23 protein-coding genes are annotated in these 21,842 nt (G+C 72.0%); 5 read left to right on the forward strand and 18 right to left on the reverse strand.

The annotated features are described in order from the left end of the window. Positions 1-336 precede the first annotated feature (336 nt). Together ACIBW6_RS15260 and ACIBW6_RS15265 are read right to left on the reverse strand one after the other, a co-directional pair. On the reverse strand, positions 337-1,557 hold the full coding sequence (locus ACIBW6_RS15260) for a cytochrome P450 (protein ID WP_399059780.1): 1,221 nt from the start codon (positions 1,555-1,557) through the stop codon (positions 337-339). Between the two features lie 17 nt (positions 1,558-1,574). Beyond that, positions 1,575-2,516: a DMT family transporter gene (locus tag ACIBW6_RS15265; RefSeq protein WP_399059781.1), complete on the reverse strand. Its 942-nt coding sequence runs from the start codon at positions 2,514-2,516 to the stop codon at positions 1,575-1,577. Positions 2,517-2,672: 156 nt separating this feature from the next. Between ACIBW6_RS15265 and ACIBW6_RS15270 the strand changes: the two genes are divergently transcribed. Further along, positions 2,673-3,125, forward strand: coding sequence for an Lrp/AsnC family transcriptional regulator (locus ACIBW6_RS15270; RefSeq protein WP_399059782.1), 453 nt, complete (start codon positions 2,673-2,675; stop codon positions 3,123-3,125). On the opposite strand, the gene ACIBW6_RS15275 is transcribed toward ACIBW6_RS15270, so the two are convergent. The 9 genes from ACIBW6_RS15275 to ACIBW6_RS15315 all read right to left on the reverse strand — a co-directional run bounded on the left by ACIBW6_RS15275 (position 3,109) and on the right by ACIBW6_RS15315 (position 10,254). After that, complete coding sequence (locus ACIBW6_RS15275; RefSeq protein WP_399059784.1) at positions 3,109-4,185, reverse strand: histidinol-phosphate transaminase; 1,077 nt, start codon at positions 4,183-4,185, stop codon at positions 3,109-3,111. The two genes, ACIBW6_RS15270 and ACIBW6_RS15275, sit on opposite strands and share 17 nt — an antisense overlap. A 33-nt stretch (positions 4,186-4,218) precedes the next feature. Beyond that, complete coding sequence (locus ACIBW6_RS15280) at positions 4,219-5,205, reverse strand: ornithine cyclodeaminase family protein (RefSeq protein ID WP_399059785.1); 987 nt, start codon at positions 5,203-5,205, stop codon at positions 4,219-4,221. Between the two features lie 16 nt (positions 5,206-5,221). Continuing rightward, positions 5,222-5,815 (reverse strand): prephenate dehydratase domain-containing protein, encoded by a 594-nt coding sequence (locus tag ACIBW6_RS15285; RefSeq protein WP_399059786.1) that lies wholly within the window; start codon positions 5,813-5,815, stop codon positions 5,222-5,224. Positions 5,816-5,841: 26 nt separating this feature from the next. Then, positions 5,842-6,819, reverse strand: a complete 978-nt coding sequence (locus tag ACIBW6_RS15290; protein ID WP_399059787.1) for a branched-chain amino acid transaminase — start codon at positions 6,817-6,819, stop codon at positions 5,842-5,844. Then, entirely contained in the window at positions 6,816-8,246 is a 1,431-nt protein-coding gene (locus ACIBW6_RS15295; RefSeq protein ID WP_399059788.1) for a phenylacetate--CoA ligase family protein, read from the reverse strand. The genes ACIBW6_RS15290 and ACIBW6_RS15295 overlap by 4 nt, the downstream gene beginning before the upstream one ends. Before the next feature lie 23 nt (positions 8,247-8,269). Continuing rightward, positions 8,270-8,704 (reverse strand): DUF2000 domain-containing protein, encoded by a 435-nt coding sequence (locus ACIBW6_RS15300; RefSeq protein ID WP_399059789.1) that lies wholly within the window; start codon positions 8,702-8,704, stop codon positions 8,270-8,272. 61 nt (positions 8,705-8,765) lie between these two features. Beyond that, positions 8,766-9,059 carry a Dabb family protein gene (locus ACIBW6_RS15305; RefSeq protein ID WP_399059790.1) on the reverse strand — a complete coding sequence of 98 codons (294 nt, stop codon included), beginning with the start codon at positions 9,057-9,059 and terminating at the stop codon, positions 8,766-8,768. Next, positions 9,056-9,946 carry a menaquinone biosynthetic enzyme MqnA/MqnD family protein gene (locus ACIBW6_RS15310; RefSeq protein WP_399059791.1) on the reverse strand — a complete coding sequence of 297 codons (891 nt, stop codon included), beginning with the start codon at positions 9,944-9,946 and terminating at the stop codon, positions 9,056-9,058. The genes ACIBW6_RS15305 and ACIBW6_RS15310 overlap by 4 nt, the downstream gene beginning before the upstream one ends. Further along, complete coding sequence (locus ACIBW6_RS15315) at positions 9,943-10,254, reverse strand: chorismate mutase (protein WP_399059792.1); 312 nt, start codon at positions 10,252-10,254, stop codon at positions 9,943-9,945. The genes ACIBW6_RS15310 and ACIBW6_RS15315 overlap by 4 nt, the downstream gene beginning before the upstream one ends. 306 nt (positions 10,255-10,560) lie before the next feature. On the opposite strand from ACIBW6_RS15315, the gene ACIBW6_RS15320 reads away from it, so the two are divergent. Further along, positions 10,561-11,754, forward strand: a complete 1,194-nt coding sequence (locus ACIBW6_RS15320) for a hypothetical protein (RefSeq protein ID WP_399059793.1) — start codon at positions 10,561-10,563, stop codon at positions 11,752-11,754. 10 nt (positions 11,755-11,764) lie between these two features. On the opposite strand, the gene ACIBW6_RS15325 is transcribed toward ACIBW6_RS15320, so the two are convergent. Both ACIBW6_RS15325 and clpB read right to left on the reverse strand, forming a co-directional pair. Further along, on the reverse strand, positions 11,765-12,301 hold the full coding sequence (locus ACIBW6_RS15325; protein ID WP_399059794.1) for a YbjN domain-containing protein: 537 nt from the start codon (positions 12,299-12,301) through the stop codon (positions 11,765-11,767). 104 nt (positions 12,302-12,405) lie between these two features. Next, a complete protein-coding gene (gene clpB / locus ACIBW6_RS15330; protein WP_399060028.1) occupies positions 12,406-15,021 on the reverse strand; it encodes an ATP-dependent chaperone ClpB in 2,616 nt (871 codons plus the stop codon). Positions 15,022-15,147: 126 nt separating this feature from the next. Between clpB and ACIBW6_RS15335 the strand changes: the two genes are divergently transcribed. After that, positions 15,148-15,573, forward strand: coding sequence for a TIGR03618 family F420-dependent PPOX class oxidoreductase (locus tag ACIBW6_RS15335; protein ID WP_399059795.1), 426 nt, complete (start codon positions 15,148-15,150; stop codon positions 15,571-15,573). 202 nt (positions 15,574-15,775) lie between these two features. On the opposite strand, the gene ACIBW6_RS15340 is transcribed toward ACIBW6_RS15335, so the two are convergent. Together ACIBW6_RS15340 and ACIBW6_RS15345 are read right to left on the reverse strand one after the other, a co-directional pair. Continuing rightward, positions 15,776-16,120 (reverse strand): hypothetical protein, encoded by a 345-nt coding sequence (locus tag ACIBW6_RS15340; protein ID WP_399059796.1) that lies wholly within the window; start codon positions 16,118-16,120, stop codon positions 15,776-15,778. Then, positions 16,117-16,440 carry a hypothetical protein gene (locus ACIBW6_RS15345; protein ID WP_399059797.1) on the reverse strand — a complete coding sequence of 108 codons (324 nt, stop codon included), beginning with the start codon at positions 16,438-16,440 and terminating at the stop codon, positions 16,117-16,119. Before ACIBW6_RS15345 ends, ACIBW6_RS15340 begins: the two co-directional genes overlap by 4 nt. 131 nt (positions 16,441-16,571) lie before the next feature. Here ACIBW6_RS15345 and ACIBW6_RS15350 point away from each other — a divergent pair, with 131 nt between their 5' ends. Together ACIBW6_RS15350 and ACIBW6_RS15355 are read left to right on the forward strand one after the other, a co-directional pair. After that, entirely contained in the window at positions 16,572-17,582 is a 1,011-nt protein-coding gene (locus tag ACIBW6_RS15350; RefSeq protein WP_399059798.1) for a helix-turn-helix transcriptional regulator, read from the forward strand. Next, positions 17,579-18,556, forward strand: a complete 978-nt coding sequence (locus tag ACIBW6_RS15355) for a LuxR C-terminal-related transcriptional regulator (RefSeq protein WP_399059799.1) — start codon at positions 17,579-17,581, stop codon at positions 18,554-18,556. Before ACIBW6_RS15350 ends, ACIBW6_RS15355 begins: the two co-directional genes overlap by 4 nt. 73 nt (positions 18,557-18,629) lie before the next feature. On the opposite strand, the gene ACIBW6_RS15360 is transcribed toward ACIBW6_RS15355, so the two are convergent. The 3 genes from ACIBW6_RS15360 to ACIBW6_RS15370 form a co-directional block, all read right to left on the reverse strand. Further along, positions 18,630-19,751 carry a sugar ABC transporter substrate-binding protein gene (locus ACIBW6_RS15360; protein ID WP_399059800.1) on the reverse strand — a complete coding sequence of 374 codons (1,122 nt, stop codon included), beginning with the start codon at positions 19,749-19,751 and terminating at the stop codon, positions 18,630-18,632. Positions 19,752-20,014: 263 nt separating this feature from the next. Next, positions 20,015-20,644, reverse strand: a complete 630-nt coding sequence (locus ACIBW6_RS15365) for a Uma2 family endonuclease (RefSeq protein WP_399059801.1) — start codon at positions 20,642-20,644, stop codon at positions 20,015-20,017. 95 nt (positions 20,645-20,739) lie between these two features. Then, on the reverse strand, positions 20,740-21,543 hold the full coding sequence (locus ACIBW6_RS15370; protein WP_399059802.1) for a helix-turn-helix domain-containing protein: 804 nt from the start codon (positions 21,541-21,543) through the stop codon (positions 20,740-20,742). Positions 21,544-21,842 lie beyond the last annotated feature (299 nt).

Here is a 21,842-nt window from a genome sequence, read left to right on the forward strand (position 1 = left end):
CCGCCGCAGGTGGATGCGCATGTACGCGGGCGCGCCCCCGGTGGGGGCTGGTCGCGCAGTTCCCCGCGCCCCTGAAAGGCGCACTCCGTGCGCCCCCGTTTTTCGGCCGCCCGCCCGGTGGGGCTTCTCGCGCAGTTCCCCGCGCCCCTGAAGGCATGCGGCTTCGCCGCAGCCTCAGGGGCCGATGAGATGGCGCACGCAGTGCGCATCTCAGGGGCGCGGGGAACTGCGCGAGCAACCACGACGGCGCGTCGGCCGACCGATCGCCTTTGAGGGGCGCGGGGAACTGCGCGAGAAGCCCCACCGGCCGGGCAGCCGAACGGCCGACCCGTGAACTCAGGCCAGCCGGACGGGAAGCTCCTCCAGGCCATGGATGAGGCTGGACGGCCGCCACCGCAGCGCCGACACCGGCCGGGCCAGCCGCAATGCGGGGAACCGGCCGAGCAGCGCGCCGAACGCGATCTCTCCTTCCAGCCGCGCCAGCGGAGCCCCCAGGCAGTAGTGGATGCCGTGCCCGAACCCCAGGTGCCCGGACCGGTCCCGGCCCACGTCGAGCCGGTCCGCGTCGGGGAACCGCTCCGGGTCCCAGTTCGCCGACGCGGACGCGAGCATCACCCACTCCTTGGCGGGGACGGTGACACCGCCGATGGTCACCGGCTCCAGGGTGAAGCGTTCCGTCGCGTGGTTCAGCGGGTTGGCGTACCGCAGCAGCTCCTCCACCGCCGAGGGCAGCAGCGCGGGATCGTCCCGTAGCCGCTTCAGCTCGCCCGGATGCGTGAGCAGCGCCAGGCAGCCGTTGGCGATGAGGTTCAGCATCGTCTCGTGCCCGGCGACCAGCAGCAGGAACATCATCGAGAGCAGTTCGTGCTCGGAGAGCGAGTCCCCCGCGTCCCGGGCCGCGATCAGCGCCGAGAGCAGGTCGTCGGCCGGCTGCTCGCGGCGCTCGGCGACCAGCCGCGTGAAGTACTCGTACATGGCGACGGCGGCGGCCCGGGACTCCGTGCGGGTGCCCCGGGCGGAGAGCAGCGTCTCGGACCAGGCGCGGAACGAGGCCCGGTCGTCGGCCGGGATGCCGATCAGCTCGCAGATGACGGTCACCGAGAGCGGGAACGCGAACGCCTCGATCAGCTCGGTCTCCCGCGGCCCCGCCGCCATCGCGTCGAGCAGCGACTCGGTGACGGCCGCGATCCGGGGCCGCAGGCCCGCCACCCGGCGGGGCGTGAACGCCTTCACCACCAGGCGGCGCAGCCGGGTGTGGTCGGGCGGGTCGAGGTTGAGCATGTGCTGGTCCAAGTAGGCCTGCACGGGGTCGACGTTGATGTCGAAGTCCTCGGGCGTCATGTGGGTGACCCAGTCCTTGGCCACCCGCGGGTCGGCCAGCGCGGCCCGCACGTCCTCGTACCGGGTGACGAGCCAGACCCGCATGCCCTCGGTGGTGACGACCGGGGTGACCGGCGCGGCCGTGCGCAGCCGGGCGAAGAGGCCCTGGGGGTCCTGGAAGAAGGAGTCGTCGAGCCGCTCGGTCGCGGCGGCCCGCTCCTGTGCTGCGTGCGTCATGGCTGCGCCCTCCGCGGCTAGCCGACCGGTGTGCGGTCGTCGGCGACGACCGGCGGGGTGACGGGCGTTCTGCGCTCGATCATCCCGAGCGCGACCCCGGCGATGATGATGACGCCGCCGAAGACCTGCGGGAGCCGGACCGACTCCCCGTTGATCACCACGGCGCCCAGGACGCCGAAGACGGGCACCAGGTTCAGGATGTTGACCGCGACGCTCGACGTCATGCGGCTCAGCCCGTAGTTGTAGAGCAGGAAGCCGCCGACGGAGCACGCCACGGCGAGGTAGGCGAGGAGCGCCGAGGCGCTCGCGCCCGGCAGCTGCCAGTCCCTGGCCTCCCACAGGGAGGCGACCAGGAAGCCGCCGGCGCCGGCCACGGTCTGGTAGTAGGTGAGGTTCAGCGAGTCCTGGCCCCGGCCGGCGGTCTTGGCCAGCACGTTGTACCCGGCCCAGACCAGGCCGCCCAGGAGCAGCAGGACGTCGCCGAGCCAGCGGTCGCCGCCGCCGACCTCCGCGCCGTTGCGCACCACCAGGAACGCGCCCAGGGCGGCGAGCAGGACGCCGCCGATCCGGAAGAGCGGCAACCGGATCCGGAAGATCACCAGCTCCAGGAGCATGGTCATCAGCGGGTAGGTGGCGACGATCAGGGAGGCGTCGGATGCGGTCGACAGTTCGACGCCGATGTTCTCCAGGACGAAGTAGGCCGTGATGCCGAGCAGTCCGCTCAGGTAGATGAGCCGGCGCTGGCGGGCGTCCGGGCGGGCGGCGCCGCCCCGGCGCATGCGCAGCATGATGCCGAGCAGCACGGCGGCGAGCGTGAAGCGGATGGCCCCGATGCTCAGCGGCCCGACGTCCGCGAGGACCTCCTTGGTCACCGCGTACGAACTGCTCCAGAACAGCGCGGCCGCCACCACGGCGCAGATCGCCCAGACCCGGCCCTTGCCCGTGTCCCCCTCGTTCACGCTCGCGCTCCCCTCTGCCACGTACCTCGAACTCCGCCCGGAGCCCGCGGCAGAGAAGCGAATCTTCATCGGATCGCCTCGGCCAGGCTAGCAATATAGGCATATCTGGGGCAGTATTACCGAATATAATTCGGCCACCGGGGAGCGTGAAGGAACATGGACGAACTTGATTCGGCGCTGCTCCGCCTTCTGCAGCAGGACGGTCGGCGCACCAACCGGGACCTCGCGGAGAAACTGGGGATCGCGCCCTCCACCTGCCTGGAGCGCGTCCGTGCCCTGCGCGAACGCGGCGCCCTGCTCGGCTTCCACGCGGAGGTCGATCTCACCGCGCTGAACCGGGGGTTGCAGGCGATGATCGCCGTGCGGGTGCGGCCGCCGACCCGCGCGGTCATCGAGCAGTTCCAGGCCTTCGTGGCCCGGATGCCGGAGGTGCTCTCCGTCTTCGTGCTGACCGGCGCCGACGACTTCCTGCTCCACGTGGCGGTGCGCGACGCCGACCATCTCCACTCGGTGGTCCTGGACAAGCTGACCGAGCGTCAGGAGCTGGCCGACGTCCGCACCTCCGTCGTCTACGGACATCTGCGCAAGAACGTCATCGAACCGATGTGAGCCCCGCGAGGGTGGCGATCAGGGCGTCGTTCGCCGCCGGGCTGCCGACCGTCACCCGCAGCCCGTCCCCGGGGAAGCAGCGGACCAGCAACCCGTCCCGCTCCAGGGCCGCGGCCACCGGCTCGGCCCGGTCGCCCAGCGGCAGCCAGACGAAGTTCGTCTCGCTCACCGGCACCTGCCAGCCCTGCCCGCCCAGGGCCGTCCGGAGCCGCTCGCGCTCCCCGATGACGGCGGCCACCTGCGCGAGGAGCTCGTCCTCCGCCTCCAGCGCGGCCAGCGCCGCCTCCTCCGCGATCCGGCTCACCCCGCACGGCACCGCGCACTTGCGCAGGGCGGCGGCGATCTCCGGGTGCGCCACCCCGTAGCCGACGCGCAGCCCGGCGAGGCCGTAGGCCTTGGAGAAGGTGCGCAGGACGATCAGGTTGGGCCGGTCGCGGTGGAGTTCGACGCCGTCCGGCGCGTCCGGGGAGCGGGTGAACTCGATGTACGCCTCGTCGAGGACGACCGTGACGTGGCCGGGCACCCGGTCCAGGAACCGCTTCAGCTCGGCGGCGCCGACGGCGGTGCCGGTCGGGTTGTTCGGCTCGCACAGCAGCACCATCGTGGTCCGCGGCGTCAGGGCCGCGGCCATCGCCTCCAGGTCGTGCGTCTGCCCGGTGAGCGGCACCTCCACCGGGACCGCGCCGGCCATCCGCACGACGATCGGGAAGGCCTCGAACGACGGCCAGGCGTAGACGACCTCGTCGCCCGGCGAGAGCATCGCCTGGCCGATCTGCTGGTAGATGCCGACCGAGCCGGGGCCGGTCAGCACGTGCTCCAGCGGCACCCCCAGCTTGCGGGCGAGCGCGTCCGCGAGCCGGTCCGGGAAGATCCCCGGGTACAGCGCGCTCTGCGCGGCGGCCCAGGAGATCCGGGCGAGGGCCGAGGGCAGCGGCGGATAGGGGTTCTCGTTCAGGTAGAGCCGGTGCGCGGTGCCGGTGGCGGGCGGCCTGGGCGGCTTGGGCACGTAGGCCGGGATGTCACCGAGCACGGCGCGCGGCGTGGGCGAGGTGGGGCGCACGTTCGTTCCTCCTTGGCGGATGTCGCGGGCCGGTCAGCCGAGTTCGAAGGTCTGCCCCCGTCCCCGGGCGGCCGCCTCCTCGGCGACGGCGAAGCCGGACATGATGTCCTGCACGCCGAGGCCGAGGGACTTGAAGAGGGTGATCTCCTCGTCCGAGCGCCGCCCCGGCTCCTTGCCGAGCAACACCTCGCCCAGCTCGGCCCGGATGTGCTCGGGCCCGACCAGGCCCTCGGTGAGTGGCCCGCGCAGGTCCCCGGACTCGGCCAGCGCCGACGCCCGGCTGTCGGCGAAGAAGGACGCCGCCGCCACCGCCCGCGAGGACAGCTCGCGGTGGTCGAGGAACGAGGCGCCGACGGCGTTGACGTGGACGCCGGGCGCCAGGTCCCCGGCGTCGACGAGCGGCTCCTTGGACGCGGTCGTGGTGCAGACGAGGTCGGCGCCGGCCAGTGCGAGGGCCGGGGTGGCGACGGGCTCCACCTCGAGGTCCAGCTCGCGCGCCGCCCAGTCGCGGTAGGCGTCGGCGTGCTCCGGCGTACGGCTCCACACCCGCACCCGGCGCACCGGCCTGACCAGCCGCATCGCCTCCAGGTGGCTGCGGGCCTGGACGCCCGAGCCGAGCATGGCGAGGTCGCCCGCGTCCGGCCGGGCCAGCGCCTGGGTGGCGACGGCGGAGGCGGCCGCGGTGCGGACCGCGGTGACGGCGCCCGCGTCCATCATCGCCAGCGGGGCCCCGGTGCCGGGGTCGTAGACGAGGACGACGCCGATGTGCAGGTCGAGGCCGCGGGCCGGGTTCTCCGGCTTGAGCACCATGGCCTTCAGGCCGTAGCCCGCCAGGTCCTCACCGGCGACGAACCCGGGCATGGTCCCGAGCAGCCCGGTGTCCTTCTCGGGCCGCAGGATGGTGCGCAGCGGCTGGTCGACCTGGCCGCCGCTGTAGCGCCGCATGGCCTCGGCGATCACCGGCAGGGCCCGCTCGACCGGGTAGAGCTCGCGCACGGTGGCGCGGTCGATCAGGAGCATGGGTGTTCTTCCGTCCTCAGGAGTCCGTGGCGGCGAGGGTGAAGACCGACCACAGCATGCGGATCGGCCGGGTGCGGGAGATGAACTCCAGCTTGTTCGCCCTGGCCGCCGGCTGGGTGGTGAGCGCCAGGTCGGTCTCGCCGCGGCGGGCCTGCTCGGCCGCGGCGCTGGTGGACGTGGCGTAGCGGATCTCGGCCACCGAGTACCGCTCGGGCAGCAGCTCCTCGACCAGGGCGACCGGCGCCGGGTGCGTGCTGATCCGGGCCGCGTCCGGGATGCGCCGGCCCGGCGAGACCGCGATGCCGTAGAGCGGGGTGTCGAACAGGAACGCGCCCGCGAACTGGAGCGTCGGGTCCATGTAGAAGCTGTGCACCGCCGCGTAGGCGTTGGCGAGCACGACATGGCTGACGGCGCCCTTGCGCAGGGCCTCGCCCGCCTCCTCGTAGGTGTCGAACAGGGCGATGTCCGGCGGCCCGCCGCTCCCGTGGTCCGCCCACAGGTACAGCGCCGCCTGCTCGCTGCTGGTGCCGGCCGGGCCGAGCGTGCCGATGCTCTCGACCGCCGGTCCCGCGGTCAGCACGGTGTCTATCCATCCTGCTGTGCGCGTCATGGTGTCCCCCCTGAGGTCGACGCCGGTCAGGCCGAGTCCTGGCCGACGGCTTGGAGCCAGTGGTGATATCGCTCGTGCTTGCCGCGGACCACCTCGTGGTACGCGGTCATCAGCGCGGTGGTCAGGGGCCCGGGGGTGCCGTCCCCGACCGCCCGGCCGCCGATCCCGGTCACCGGCACGATCTCCGAGCCGGTCCCGGTGAGGAACACCTCGTCGGCGTTGCACAGGTCGTCGCGGGCGAGGTCCTCGAAGCCGGTCGCGGTGTCCAGCAGGTCGGCGGCGAGGGTGACGACGGTCTCCCTGGTGATGCCTTCCAGCAGGTCGGCCGTGGCCGGCGGGGTGATCAGCCGGCCGCGCACCACCGCGAACACGTTCGAGGTGCTGGCCTCCGCCACCAGGCCGCGGCTGTTGAGCAGGACGGCGTCGGCGTACCCGGCGGCCCGCGCCTCGTCCACGGCGAGCGCGTTGTTGACGTAGCCGCCGGTCACCTTGGCGCGGACCGGCAGCATGCCGGACTCGGGCCTGCGCCAGGAGCTGATCGCGACCTGGATGCCGCCGCGGTCCGTGTAGGAGCCCATCCGGAAGGCGTTGACCGACAGCGCGTCCGAGACCCCGGTCAGCTGCACGCCCGGCGGGGTGCCGGGCAGCAGCGCCCGCTTGTACGCCAGGGGCCGGATGTACATGTCGTCGGTGGAGCCGATGCGGCGCAGCAGTTCGGCCGTCACCGCGCAGAGCCGCTCCGCGTCCAGGCCCACGTCGATGCGCAGGGTCCGGGCGCTGCGCAGCAGCCGCGCGTAGTGGTCGTGGCCGCGGAAGACCGCGAGGGTGCCGTCCGCCTGCGTGTAGGCGCGGATGCCCTCGAAGACGCCCGTGCCGTACTGGAGCGCCTGGGTGGTGACGGGCACCCTGGCCTGCTCCAGGGGCACGAACTGGCCGTCGTGGTAGGCGAGTGCGGCCAGGGCGGGCGCCGCCCCGCCCGGGGCGGTCGTCACGGCGCTGGTCACTGGGCCCTCCCGCCGGCCACGGCGAGGGCGGCGGCGCGCTCCTGGTCGGGAGCGGAGCGCCGGTCCTCCACCCGGGCGGCCTTCCAGCTGACCATGGCGCCGGTCGTGGTGACGCTGCTGGTGGGGCCGTAGGCGAACCGGGTCGGCACGCCGAGCCGCTCGCGCACGGCGCGGGCGATCGCGTCCTCGTCGACCCGGACGCCGTCACCGGCGCCGTCGGCCGGAGGTGTCTCCAGGTGCAGGGTCAGTTCGTCCTGCCCGTCCACCGCGTCGATGACGATCTGGTAGTCGAGGTAGCCCCGGGGGTGGGTCAGGAGCAGCTCCTCCAGGTCGTAGCCGCTGATGTGGCCCTCGCCGATGTGCAGCAGGTCGCGGGTGCGGCCGAGCACCTCCAGGGTGGGGGCGGGCAGCGTGCGGCCCGCGGCGGCGGGGCCGAGGCGGACCAGGTCGCCGGTGCGGTAGCGCACCAGGGGCTTGCTGCCCTGGTAGAGCGAGGTGACGACGAGTTCGCCGGTGCGCACGCCGTCGGCGCCGGGGGCGACCGCGTGCCCGGTGTCCGGGTCGATCACCTCGTACAGGTTGAGCAGCGGGGCGGTGTACAGCGCGCCGTCGGCGCCGGCCGCGCCCATCACGGACGCCTCCTGCGAGGCGTACAGGGCGTTGTAGACCTTGGCGCCCCACACCTCGCCGATGTTCGCCAGGAGGCTGGGGGAGGCCAGCTCGCCCGTGCACATCACCACGTCGAGGTGGAAGTCACGGCGCGGGTGCAGTCCGGCCGCGTACGCCTTCTTGGCCAGGGAGAGCGCCATGCCCGGGGTGCTGAACAGGCCGGTGGCGGGCAGCACCCGCAGGGTCTCCAGGGCGCGGTCGTAGCCGACCATCGGGGAGTGCGGCCACATCTTGGCGACCGCGTGGCCGAGGTTGCGGCAGACGTCGCCGAAGGTGTCGCCGAAGGCGTGCAGCTCGGTGGGGCCGGAGACGCCGATGACCTGCTCGTCGCCGAACTGCCGGAAGATCGTGTCGTAGTAGACCGTCAGCGCCGTGTTGTTGTGCAGCGAGTCGGTGTTGTCCCGCGGGCAGGGCGTGCTCCGGCCGGTGGTGCCGGTGGTCTCGTAGAAGATCCAGGCCTTGGACAGCGGCAGCGACAGGACGTTCTCGAACTCGCGCCGCAGGTCGTCCTTGGTCGTGAACGGCACGGTGGCGAGCTGCTCGGGGGCGGTGGAGGTGAGGGCGCCGGGCTCCACCCGGGCCAGGTGGCGCGCGTAGAAGGGCGACTTCTCCTTCACGTACGCCAAGGTGCGGCGCAGCTCCCGCAGTTGGTGCTCGGCGAGCCCGGCGTCGGACCAGTCGCCCCGGGCGAAGGCCTGGTGGCGGTCGCGTATCTCGCGGGCGGTCCTGTCGAGTTCTTCGTTGAAGACGGTGAACATGCTTCCCTCGTGTCGATGGGTGGTCAGCGGTATAAGGGCAGGCTTCCGGTGAGCTTGTTCACCGCGCTCTTGCTGCCGCAGACGGCGACGCCGACGTAGGGCAGGTCGCCGGTGGCCACCTGCGCGGTCCGGTCGGTGTACTCGTCGTAGCTGCGCGAGGACTGCGCCACGGCCGTGAAGTCGACGACGAAGACGTCGGGGAGGGCCGCGGCCTTCAGGACGATCTCCCGCAGGTCCGCCGCCGCGCCCCGCAGGACCGGCAGCGGGATCGCCGTGATCCCGGTGTGCGTGCGGCCCTCGGCGTCCTTGACGGGGTCGCCGACGATGCCCTCGACGAACCGTCCGACGGACATCGAGAGCGCCGCCACGGTATTCATGGCGAGCCCGGGAGCGAGATCCTGCTCCACGACGAAAGCACATTTCTCGAATGATGCGACCACTGGAACAAGACCTCGCACTCGTCACGTCACCGCAGGCATTTCCGGCCCGCGTCCTCTTCGTGTTTCTTCTCTTCCCAGGTCACTCTTCGAGATCCGCGATGACCCAGTCGCTGATCTCGCGCCACTGCTGAATGGCTTCTTGGTGGAAGGGGTGCACCAGATAACGCTCCAGCGCTTCCTCGTCGTCGACGAGACCGATCACCGCGAAGTCGTACGCGATGGGGCGGCCGGAAATGTTCCGCCCGGCCTGCCAGGCGTGGAGTTCCGGGACCTCGCCGCCGACTTTCACGGCGGTCCGCTCGGCTTCCTGCGCCCGCGGGTCGTCCCAGGAGATTCCTGGCTTGAATTTGAACAGGACGAGGTGGCGGATCATCTGCGGCCTCCATGGATCGGTATGCGCGCGGGCACCGGGGCGGGCACCTCGCCGCGCGCGGCGGCACGTGCGGAGAACTCCTGGACGGCGGCCAGCTGGCGCTCGCCCAGGGTGTGGTCGAGAGTCCGGAAGTAGTCGAGCAGGACCGGCACGTCGAAGGTCCCGGCGCCCGCGCCGCGCGCCTCACGGGCGGCGGCGGCCGCCACCCGCAGCGGCTGCGCCCGGGCCCGGCGCACCGCGTCGGTCAGTGCGGCGCTCACCGCGCGGACCGCGTCGGGGTGCTCCCGCGCGAAGGTGCGGCGCACCGCCCAGACGGCGAAGACCATGGGCAGGCCGGTCCAGTCGTGCCACAGGGCGCCGGTGTCGTGCACGGTGAGCCCGGCCGGCGGGGCGGCCCACACGCGCAGCGCGTCGTCCCCGATGACGACGGCGGCCCGCGCCGACGGCAAGCCTCTGACCAGCTCTTCCCGCAGGACGTCCGGTGGCAGGGTCCGGTAGCGGGGGCGCACGCCGATGGCGTCCTCCAGCACCATCCGGGCCAGCAGGGCGGTGCTGCGGCTCGCCCCGGAGACCACGACGGGCTCGTGGTCGAGGTCGTGCAGGGGGCCGTGGGAGACGATGTGGCAGGAGCGGACCGGGCCGTCGCTGCCGATCGCGACACCGGGCAGCAGCGCAAGGTCGCCGGCGTGGCGCAGATAGCGGACGAGGCTGACCGGGCTGATGTCCAGCTCGCCCGCGAGCAGCTGTGCGGCGAGCCGCTCCGGCGGGGCGGAGGTCAGGTCGAGGTGGTGGGCGGCGCCGCTGTCGGCGAGGCCCCAGCGGATCGGAGCGCAGTTGAGGAAGGAGATGTCACCGAGGCGGACCCTCTGACTTCCCGGCGCCCTCACGATCGGGTCCGGGCTCCGTCGCCTGCCTCGGACTCCTGGGTTCTTCCCCGGCACAGGCCGAGGACATTCAGTGCGAGAGCCGTTCCCCCGGCTCCCAGTTCGGCGGCGTAATGCGCGAGAATCACATTCTCGCGGGAGAGGACGGTCCGTGTGCCGCCCTCGCTGATGCGCTGCCTTTGAATCTCGTGTGAAACGTCCCGGCGACGCCGGACTAACTTCAGTATTTCGGTGTCTAACGCGTCGATCGTCTCGCGCGCCTTCTCGATGTCGACAGCCGGACCGACCGCAGTGCTTTCGTGCGCGTTCACATCAACCTCTTCGCCCGTGCTTGAAGAACCATGGACGGGGGCTCAACTCTCCCCCGATCGCAGCCGCATTCACCCTGGCACACCAGTTGAATGCTCACCACTCCCTGCCCACATCCCGAGACAGAGAGCGACGTTCCTCTTCCGGTGCACGCGCTTTCTTCATCCGGGTGGAATTTGGAATTCACGATTCCGGTACGTCGCGGGCCGCTGCCCGGCCCCGGAACGAGGCCGCGGCCCGGCCCCGGCACCCGCCCGTCTGGCGGCGCCCGGCGCGCGGGCCCGGCACCGGCGTCGCAGGGTTCGGATGTGACCGAGCCCTCCGCCGCCGTCCTCGACGGCCCCTCAGCCACCACTCCCGGCCCCCGCGACCTGCCCCGCCTGCTGACGTCCGGCGCCGCCCGCGCCGTCGGCCTCTTCGCCGCCGCCCGGCTCACCGGCGTCCTCGCCGTCACCGTCGCCGCCTGGCTCGGCGGCCGGCGGCCCCTCGCAGTGCTCGGCCGGTCCTGGGACTCCCTCTGGTACCTGCACATCGCCGCCCACGGCTACGGCACCCGCACCCTGCGCTTCGAACCCGGCGTCGTCCACAGCGACCTGGCGTTCTTCCCGCTCTATCCGCTCCTGATCCGCGCCCTGCACACGGTCCTGCCGCTCTCCGCCACCACCTGCGCCCTGCTGCTCGCCTGGACCGCGGCGCTCGCCGCCGCCCTCGCCATCTACCGCGTCGGCGAACTCCTGCACGGCCGCGCCGTGGCCACGCTCCTGGTCGTCCTGTGGGGCCTGCTGCCGCACTCCGCCGTCCTCACCCTGGCCTACACCGAACCGGTCCTGACCGCGCTCGGCGCGTGGGCGCTGTACGCGCTGCTGAAGGAGAACTGGCTCTGGGCGGGCGCGCTGGCGGCGCTCGCCGGCCTCGCCCGCCCCAACGGCTTCGCCGTCGCCGCGGCCGTCCTCGCCACCGCGGGCTGCGTCGCCGTGCGGCGGCGCGGCCGCTGTTCCCCCGGGCTGTGGACGGGCGCGCTGCTCGCCCCGGCCGGCTGGACCGCGTACGTGCTGTGGGTCGGGGCGCGCAAGGGCGACCTGCTCGGCGGGTACTTCGCGGTGCAGCGCGGCTGGGGGTCGCGGTTCGACCTCGGGGCCGGGTCGGTGCGGTTCGCCCGGCGGATGCTGCTGCACGGGGAGCGCTTCGTCTTCCCCGTGACGCTGGTGCTCGTCGCGGCGGCGGTGCTCCTCTACGCGCTGCTGCTGCTCGACCGGCCGCCGCTGCCGCTGCTCGTGTACAGCGGCGTCCTGCTCCTGGTCACCGTCGGCGGGTCCGGCTTCTTCGAGTCCAAGCCGCGCTTCCTGCTCCCCGCCTTCCCGCTGCTGCTGCCCCTGGCCTGCGCGCTGGCCAGGACGGCGAGAGCCCGGCCGCTCCACGCCCTCCTGGTGGTGGGCGCCCTGGCCGGGCTCTCCGTGACCTACGGGACGTACCTGGTGGTCTACGCCCGCATGCCCCTGTGAGGGGCGGAACTCACTCCGCGTCGTCCTCGGGCTTCTCCTCGGCCGCGTCGACCGCGGTCTCCAGGCCGAGGTGCTCCACGAGCCAGCGGTCGAACTCGATCGCGGCGCGCACCCAGCTGACGGTCGACGACACGAAGTGCTCCAGGGAGACACCGGTGCCGATCAGCATCTGGGCCTCGCCGATGAGGCGGACCGTGCCGTCGTCGTGGGTGTGGCTGTAGACCTTGGGCCACAGCGTGCGCCGGTTCCAGTCGTCGATGGACTCCAGGAGCTGCGGCTTCACCTCGATGCCGTGCGGGCGGTCGTAGAAGGTCCGCACCGAGAAGACCTGCTGGTCGCCCTCGCCGCGGAACATGAAGTACGTACGGAACTCCTCCCACGGCGCGGCGAGGTCACCCTCGTCGTCCAGGACGTACTTGAGCTCCATCTGCTCCAGGAGCTGCTTCACCAGGTCCTGGTCGGGGATGACGGGGCCTGCCGGTCCCGCTCCCTGCTGCGGTTCGGGCTGTCCCCCGAAATTGGGAATCGAGGACGGGTCGATGCTCACGCTCTTGGTCCCTTCGTATGGCTGGGGCCCATCCTCCCCCACCGGGCCCCCTGGGGGGCAAGCCTGGGGCCCTCGTCTGCCGGGTTTCTGTGGTTCGCCGGCCGCTACAGCTTCTTCTCCGGTGTCGCCGGGCCCACGATCAGGCCGTCCTCGAACGTGTCGACCCGGACCGTGTCGCCGTCCTTGACCTCGCCGGACAGGATCTCCTTGGCGAGGCGGTCGCCGATGGCCGACTGGACCAGGCGGCGCAGCGGGCGCGCGCCGTACGCCGGGTCGTTGCCCTCGTCCGCCAGCCACGTGAGCGCCTCCTCGCTGACGTCGAGGGTGAGGCGGCGGTCGGCGAGGCGCTTGGCCAGCCGGTCGAGCTGGAGCCGCGCGATGCGGCGCAGTTCGTCCTTGTCCAGGGCGGAGAAGACCACCAGGTCGTCCAGCCGGTTGAGGAACTCCGGCTTGAAGGAGGCCCGGACGACCTCCAGGACCTGCTGCTTTTTCTCCTCGGCCGTGCTGAGCGGGTCCACGAGGTACTGCGAGCCCAGGTTCGAGGTGAGGACCAGGATCGTGTTGCGGAAGTCGACCGTGCGGCCCTGGCCGTCGGTGAGGCGGCCGTCGTCGAGCACCTGGAGCAGGACGTCGAAGACCTCCGGGTGGGCCTTCTCCACCTCGTCGAGCAGGACCACCGAGTACGGGCGGCGGCGCACGGCCTCGGTGAGCTGGCCGCCCTCCTCGTAGCCGACGTAGCCGGGCGGGGCGCCGACGAGCCGGGCGACGCTGTGCTTCTCGCCGTACTCGCTCATGTCGATGCGGATCATGGCCCGCTCGTCGTCGAAGAGGAAGTCCGCGAGCGCCTTGGCCAGCTCCGTCTTGCCGACACCGGTGGGGCCGAGGAAGAGGAAGGAGCCGGTGGGCCGGTCGGGGTCGGCGATCCCGGCACGGGTGCGGCGCACCGCGTCCGACACCGCCTGCACGGCCTCGCTCTGCCCGATCAGCCGCTTGCCCAGCTCGTCCTCCATGCGCAGCAGCTTCTGCGTCTCGCCCTCCAGGAGCCGCCCGGCCGGGATGCCGGTCCAGGAGGCGACGACGTCGGCGATGTCGTCCGGGCCGACCTCCTCCTTGACCATGGGGCTCTGCGAGGGATCCGGCTTGGCGGCCTCCTCCTCGGCCCGCGAGGCCTCCTCCAGGTCGCGCTCCAGGGACGGGATCTCGCCGTACAGCAGCTTGCTGGCGGTGTCGAAGTCGCCGTCGCGCTGGGCCCGCTCGGCCTGCCCGCGCACCTCGTCGAGCCTCTCCTTCAGCTCACCGACGCGGTTGAGGGACTGCTTCTCCTTCTCCCAGCGGGCGGTGAGCCCGCGCAGCTCCTCCTCCTTGTCGGCGAGGTCGCGGCGGAGCTTGTCCAGACGCTGGCGGCTGGCCGGGTCGGTCTCCTTGCCGATCGCCAGCTCCTCCATCTTCAGCCGGTCGACGGCGCGCTGGAGCTCGTCGATCTCGACGGGCGAGGAGTCGATCTCCATCCGCAGCCGGGAGGCTGCCTCGTCGACGAGGTCGATGGCCTTGTCCGGCAGGAAGCGGGAGGTGATGTACCGGTCGGAGAGGGTGGCGGCGGCGACCAGCGCGCTGTCCGCGATCTGCACCTTGTGGTGCGCCTCGTACCGGCCCTTGAGGCCGCGCAGGATCGCGATGGAGTCCTCCACGCTCGGCTCGGCGACCAGCACCTGCTGGAAGCGCCGCTCCAGGGCGGGGTCCTTCTCGATCCGCTCGCGGTACTCGTCGAGCGTGGTCGCGCCGACCATCCGCAGCTCGCCGCGGGCGAGCATCGGCTTCAGCATGTTCCCCGCGTCCATGGCGGAGTCGCCGCCCGCGCCGGCGCCCACGACGGTGTGCAGCTCGTCGATGAACGTGATGATCTGCCCGTCGCTCTCCTTGATCTCGGAGAGGACGGTCTTGAGCCGCTCCTCGAACTCGCCGCGGTACTTCGCGCCCGCGACCATCGCCCCGAGGTCGAGCGAGACGAGCCGCTTGTCCTTCAGGCTCTCCGGCACGTCCCCCTTCACGATGCGCTGGGCGAGCCCCTCGACGACGGCGGTCTTGCCGACGCCGGGCTCACCGATGAGCACGGGGTTGTTCTTCGTGCGCCGCGACAGGACCTGGACGACCCGGCGGATCTCCTGGTCACGTCCGATGACGGGGTCGAGCCGCCCCTCGCGCGCGGCGGCGGTGAAATCGGTACCGAACTTCTCCAGGGCCTTGTACGAGCCCTCGGGGTCGGGTGTGGTCACCCGGCGCCCTCCCCTGCTCTTCATGAATGCCTCGGCCAGCTTCTTCGCGCTCGCGCCATTGTCGGTCAGTACGTCGCCCGCGGCACCGCCCTTGGCGGCGGTACCGATCAGCAGGTGCTCGGTGGAGAGGAACTCGTCCCCCAGCTCCTTGGCCCGCTCGGCGGCGTCGGCGACGACGGCCAGCAGGTCGCGGTTGGGCTGCGGCGGCGCGACGGTCGACCCGGTGACGCTGGGCAGCGCGCCCACGACGCGCTCGGCGCCCGCCCGCACCTGCGCCTGATCGGCGCCGACGGCGGCCAGCAGGTCGGTGATGTTCTCGTTCTCCTGCCCTTCGAGCAGGGCCAGCAGCAGATGCGCCGGGGTGAGATCCGGGTGCCCCCCGGACACGGCCCGGCTGGTGGCCGCGTTGATCGCGTCGCGGCTCCGGTTCGTCAGCTCGGCGTCCACGTAACTGTTCTCCTTCTCCTCCACGTCACGGGCAACTCTGACCTATTCAGCGTACACAAAGTTGAGTCTATTCCGCTCAAGGTGCGAGAGGTGGGCGGGACCTGGGCGGGGGATAGATTCCAGGCCATGGCCAAAGCGATCGATCTGGAATCCCCCGCCGCCTCCTTCCTCAGCTTCTGGCGGGAACGGCACCTGTGCACGCTGACGACCCTGCGCCCGGACGGCACCCCGCACGTCGTCCCGGTGGGGGTGACGTACGACGCCGGGCAGCGCGTGGCACGGGTCATCACGGACGGGGGCAGCCGGAAGGTCGCCCACGTCCTCGCGGCGCCCGCCTCGGCCCCGGCGCGGGCCGCGGTCTGCCAGGTCGACGGCCGGCGCTGGGCGACCCTGGAGGGCACCGCGACGGTCCGCACCGACCCGGAGTCGGTCGCCGACGCCGAACGCCGCTACGCCGAGCGCTACTCCCACCCGCCGCGGGTCAACCCCCACCGGGTGGTCATCGAGATCGCCGTGGGCCGGGCCACGGGCAACGCGGTCTTCGACGAGTAGCCCGCGACGCGGGGCGTACACCCCGCCCGGGAGACGAAGACGCCGGAGCGCGCACCCCGCGCCCCGGAGAAGGGCACCGCGGACGCCGGGACGCGACACCGGCCGGGAGAGAAAACTGCAGCGGCGCCACCGTGTTCAGGTCCACGGTGACGCCGCTGCGGGGGGAAGCACCTGCGCGATCTACTACGACGGGGGAATCGCGTCAGGCACTGCGGGGGGTGGCAGAGGTGGTACTGGTGTGCGGGAGCTCGGCTCCCGCGTCCCCGACCAGCTGGTGGTCCCGCTGATCGAGGTTGACGAAGATCATCCCGTACCGGACGACGGTCCTGACCGGCTGCGGGGCGCCGCGCGGGCGACGCAGACACCGGTAGGCCCGGACATCGTCGTCGTCGTCCCGCACCACGATGATCGGCTCCCCGAACAGGGTGACCATGAGCGAGTCACCCGGGTTCGGGACGGCCGTCACGAGGTCGATCGTGTGCCAGCCGGACCGGTAGGCGATCGCCATCTCGCGGCGGAGGGATCTGTCGTCGGGCGGGGTGATCATGCGCTCGCACCCGTCGGCGCTGTGTTCCAGCCGAGGTCCGGCGGAGCGGCCGCGACCGAGACGGGCGCTATGTTCCAGCCAAGGTCCGGCGGGGCGGCCGCGGCCGAGACGGGCGCGCTGTTCCAGCCGAGGTCCGGCGGGGCGGCGGCGACGGTGGCCGGCGCGCTGTTCCAGCCAAGGTCCGGCGGAGCGGCGGCGAGCGTGCCCTGCTGCGCGGCGGGTGCGCTGTTCCACCCGAGATCGAGAGTGCTCACCGCACTGACGGCCAGCCCGGCGGAAAAGGCGGCGATCACCACCGAGCGAAGCGTGCGCTTCAACATAGTCGGCTTCGTCCTCACTTGGTAAGTTCCTCTCCCCCGGCTGCAACAAGACGATGTCTCAATCCGGCACGTCAAAGCCACAGAGTCGATGCATCATGTTCCTGCACGTTCAGGACCCTGGGGGGTGGAGATTGTTCGCAACAAGCACCAAACCGACACATCCCCACCCCACAACTCCGCTCTGTGACGAAGGTGCGCGTCTCTACACCGCTGCTCTGAACGAGGGCCGCCTCGCGCGCGCGAACGCGGAGAACGCGCCGTGCCTCCTCGAAGCGGCGCTGCTGCACCCGGATCCGGACGACCCGAGCTGGCTGCGTCCGGTTCCGCCGTCGGCCGCGCTCGCGCAGTGGCTGCTGCCGCTGGAGCGGGAGATCCAGGAGCGGCGCAGAGCGGCGGTCCGGCTGACCGACCTCTTCGAGCCCTTCCTGGCCATCACCGCGCGGGCGGAGCCGACCACCCACGCCATCACCGTCCTCGAAGGCGACGCCCGGATCAACGCGGGCATCGAGCGCCTCACCGCGGAGTGCCGCTTCGAGGTCCTCACCGTGCAGCCCGGCGGCGGTCGCAGCGAGAACACCCTGAACGTGGCGCTCAAGCGCGGCCAGACGATCCTGGACCGGGGCGTCGCCATGCGCACCATCTACCAGCACACCGTGCGCCACAGCCAGGGGACGCTCGCGTACGCGGCCCGCATCGAGCGGGCCAACGTGGAGATCCGCACCCTGGAGGAGCTGATCGACCGGCTGATGATCTTCGACAGGAGCGCGGCCCTCATCCCGGTGGGCGACGACCGGCAGACCGCCCTGGAGCTGCGCCACCCCGGACTCGTCGAGTACCTCACCAAGGTCTTCGAGGACCTGTGGCGGCGCGCGACGCCGCTCCTGGAGGACCCGCCCTACCCGCCGTCCACCGACGGCATCACCGGCGTCCAGCGCTCCATAGCCAAGCTCCTGATCGAGGGACACGTGGACGAGGCGATCGCCCGCCGGCTCGGGATGAACGTACGCACCTGCCGCGCCCACATCGCGAAGATCGCCGCGTCCCTCGGCAGCGGCAGCCGCGCCCAGCTGGGCTTCCTCATCGCCCGCTCCGGCATCCTCGACCAGGAGCCCGGCGTGCCGACCGCGGGGAGCACCAAGTGAGAGCCTGGGCGCACCCCCACGGGGTCGAGGAGTTCTGCGACGCGGGATCGCAGCTCTACGCCCACGCGCTGCACTGGGGACGGGTGCGCAGGGAGGACCTCGGCGACGCGCCCTGCCTGCTCGAACACGGGCTGCTCAAGCCCGACCCGGCGGAGCCCGAGTGGCTGCGGCCGGTCGCCCCGGCCGTGGCGCTGCCCGCCCTGCTGAACGGCATCGAGGACGAGATCGCCCGGCAGCGGGACCGGGAGACCCGGCTGGCCCGGGCCTTCGCCCCGCTCATGACGCTCGACGCCGAGCGCGCGGCGGTGCCGAACGCGCCGATGCTGACCGTCCTCATGGGCTTCCAGCGGATCAACGCGGCGATCGCCGACGCGATGCTGGCCTCCTCGCAGGAGCTGCTCACCATCCAGCCCGGCGGCTTCCGCCCGCCGGACCTGCTCGCCGACGTCCTGCCGCGCGAGCAGCGGCTGCTCTCCCGCGGCTGCCGGATGCGCACGCTGTACCAGCACAGCACCCGCCACTCGCCCGCCGTGCGCGCGCACTTCGAGCAGCTCGACGGGGACGTGCAGGTGCGCACCCTGGACGAGGTGACCGAGCGGCTCGTGCTGCTCGACCGCACCGTCGCCTTCATCCCCGCCAACCCGGACCGGACCGTCGCGCTGGAGATCCGCCACCCGGCGCTGATCAGCTACCTGGTGACCACCTTCGAGCGGCTGTGGCGGCTCGCGGCGCCGATGCATCCCGCGGCGGCGCAGGAGTCGCTCCCGCCCAGCGATCCGTCGGACCGGCAGCGCACCATCGCGGCGCTGCTCATCGAGGGGCACACCGACGCGGTGATCGCCGAGCGCCTCGGCGTGAACATCCGCACGGTCCGCCACCACATCGCCAAGCTGGCGGCCACCCTGGGCAGCGAGAGCCGGGCGCAGCTCGGCTACCTCATCGGCCAGTCGGGCCTCCTGGACCAGGAGCGCTGAGCGGGCTCCCGGGGCCCGGCGGGCGCGGGCGGGCACACTGCCGCCCGCGCCGGGCGCCGGGCGCGGAGCGGGCCTACGTCAGGCCGGCCTCCGCGCACGCGGCCGCGTACTTCGGCGTGCAGATCTCCTTCACCTTGAGGATGCCGTCCTTGACCACGGTCTGCTTGATGTTGTCGCGGGTCAGCGCGACGACGCTCACGCTCGCCGTGCGGATCTGCTTGTTCGTCGGGCTGTCGGTCCGGTCCATCGCGAGGGCCTCGAACTCGATGGTCCGGCCCTGCGCGACCCGCACCGCCATCTCGGCGGCCGTGGCGGCTTCCTCCGGGTAGGGCTTGTAGACGCTCATGTACTGGTCGCCCGTCAGGATGCGCTGCACCGCGGGCAGCTCGGCGTCCTGGCCGGTGATCGGCGGCATCTTGGTGAGGCCCGCGCCCTTGAGCGCCTCGACCACGCCGCCCGCCATGCCGTCGTTGGCGGAGTACACCCCGGCGATGTGGGAGGCGCCGATCGCCGCGATGGCCTGTTCCATGTTGGCCTTGGCGTTCTGCGGCTTCCAGGCCACGGTGTCGTACGACTTCGCGATCGTCACCGAGTCCGCCAGCTCGGCACGGGCGGCTTCCTTGAACTCGACGGCGTTCGGGTCGGTCGGCGAGCCGTTCATCATGACGATCTTGCTGCTCTTGGTGGCCTTGTCGCCGAGGGCCTGGACCAGCTCCTTGCCCTGGGTCTGGCCGACGAGCCCGTTGTCGAAACCGACGTAGGCGTCGACCGGCCCCTGCGCGAGGCGGTCGTAGGCGATGACGTGGATGCCCGCGTCCTTCGCCTTCTGCACCGAGGCGGTGATCTTCTTCGCGTCGACGGCGTCGATGATCAGCGCGTCGACCTTCTTGGCGATCATCTGGTCGACCTGCCGGTTCTGCAGACCGGCGTCCTGCTCGGCGTTGGCGTAGACCAGCTCGCCCTGGCCGTCGGTGAGTTTGGCTATCTCCTGCTTGATGTGCGGGTGGTCGAACTTCTCGTAGCGTGCGGTCTCCGTCTCCGGAAGCAGCAGGCCGATCCTGACATCGTTTCCCTTGCGCACGGGCGCGCTGCTCTCACTGTCCCCACCGGGCAGCACACCACCGCAGGCCGAGACCGAGACCACCAGGACGGATGCGGCGCCGGCCAGCGCGGCACATCGCATTCGCGTGTTCATTACGGATACCTCCCTGACGTGGCCGCAACGGTGCGGCCGAGGTGGCTCGAAGCCAACTCGGCCACCCACATCGCGTCAAGAGGTGAAGCAACACCGCAACGAAACCGCATCCGTTACTTCCCCACATGAAGCCAGATACGGCGAATACCGGACATGTGTACCCGGCGGTAACACCCTGGGTGACGACTGGCGTCAGGAGCCGACGGTTACGTGCGTGCGCCGGGAGGAGAGGAGCGGCGCGCTACCGGCTCCTGCGCGGCGCACTACCGGCTCCTGCGTGCCCCGGTGATCGCCTCGCCGACGACGAACCCCTTGGCCGGCCCCTCGGGGAGGACCACCTCGGTGCCGTACGGGACCTGGTGCACGCCTGCCCAGTCCTCCCTGTCGGGGCGCGGCTCGGTCAGCACGGTGACGGTGCCCTCGGCGTCGTGGTCGTCGATGATCACGTAGACCGGGATGCCTGCGCGGGCGTACGCGCGGCGCTTCTTCACGCGGTCGCGGTCCTGGTTGCGCGCGCCTGGGGAGACGACTTCGACGACGAGGCGCACAGCCGCGGCGGTGATGCCCAGGCCGTCGGCCGTGACGTGCCGGTCGATGTCCCTGGGGACGATGAACAGGTCCGGGATCCAGGCGCTGCCCCGGTGCACCACGTTCATGTCGTTGCGCACGACGAAGTCGGTCTCTTTCAAGAACGGGACGAGTTCGTCGCGGAGCAGATTGACGATCTGGCCGTGGGCGAAGCACCCGGTGGGCGACACCTCGATGGTTCCTTCGATGATCTCGGCGTGGTAGCCCTCGGGGAGCTTCACGGCCTTCCAGGTCTGCCACACCACGGTGTCCAGCGCGGACAGCCCGGCGTCGGACGGGGTCTGGGCGGTCCTGGTGTCTGGCATCGTCCTGGGCCTCTCAGCGGCAAGAGCGGTCATCGTGGCGCACCTCCTTTCCAGTGTGGGCGCGGTGTACGGGCGGCACAACAACGTGATCGCGGTCAGCGCGGCGCGGGGCGGCAGCCCGGGCAGGGTCCGGGCTCCGGGCCGCGGTAGGCGTGGTCGCAGACGTCGCAGTTGCGCAGCGGGTGCCGGACGGCTGCGGGCGCGGGTGCGGGGGTCGGCCTGACCGCGTGCCCCCGGGGCGGGAGCTGGGCGGTCAGGCGGTGGGCCAGGAAGGCGGCCGGGCGCTGGATCGGGCGGTCCTCGGGCAGGTCGCGGGTGAGGGCGTGGCGGACGGCCGCCGGGGCGAGGTCCCGCTCCAGCCAGGCGACGACCCCGGGCGCGAGGCGTTCGGCGTCGCGGGCGGCAAGGGTCAGGCGGGCGTCCGTGCGGTGCAGGCCTGCGAGCAGGTCGGTGGCGGCTTGGAGGACGCCTGGGCGCGGGGTGTGCTCCGGGTGGGGGACGGCGAGGGGCCGGGGTTTCTTCGGGACCGGTGGGCGGCGCGGCGCGGCGGCCTCGGGGACCGCGCCCGGCTGGTTGCAGGAGACGGTGCGCGTACGGACCCGCCCGTCGGGGGTGCGCCTGCGCTCGCGGCGCAGGTAGCCGTGGGTCTCCAGCTCGCGCAGGGCGGCGGCGATCCGCGTCGTGCCCTCCGGGAAACGGGCGGCGAGGGTACGGACGTCCGCGCGGGCCCCTGCCGGGAGGGACTGGATGTGGACGGCGAGGCCGATCGCGAGGGCGGAGAGGTCGCGGTGCTGGGCGAGGTGGTTGCCGATGACCGTGAACCGGGCGTGGTGGCGGGTGTTCTCGTGGGAGATGCCGCCCGAGGAGTGCGGGGGCGCGCTAAGGTGCTGGGTATCCATCGGGAAGGTCTCTTCTTCCTCGGCGGTCAGGCCCTCGCACTGGGATTGCAGTCCCGGCGGGGGCCGTCGCATGTCTGGGGGTTGTGGTCATGCGGGTTCATGCACGGCCATGCGTGCTGTTCTGCTGTGCGTGAGCGTAGGGGGCGCAAAGGGCGTGCGCGCAAGCCGAGTTGTTGACCTTCACCCGTTCGTGTCGCACCGGGAGGAGGGGTGGGGTTTGGCGGGGGTTCTTTCCCTCTCGGTTGTTCCTTTGGTGGTGCCGCCCGCGTGACCGGCGCCCGGGTTTCCGGCCGCCGGTG

The sequence above is a fragment of the Streptomyces sp. NPDC049813 genome (assembly GCF_044465085.1).
Lineage (GTDB): Bacteria > Actinomycetota > Actinomycetes > Streptomycetales > Streptomycetaceae > Streptomyces.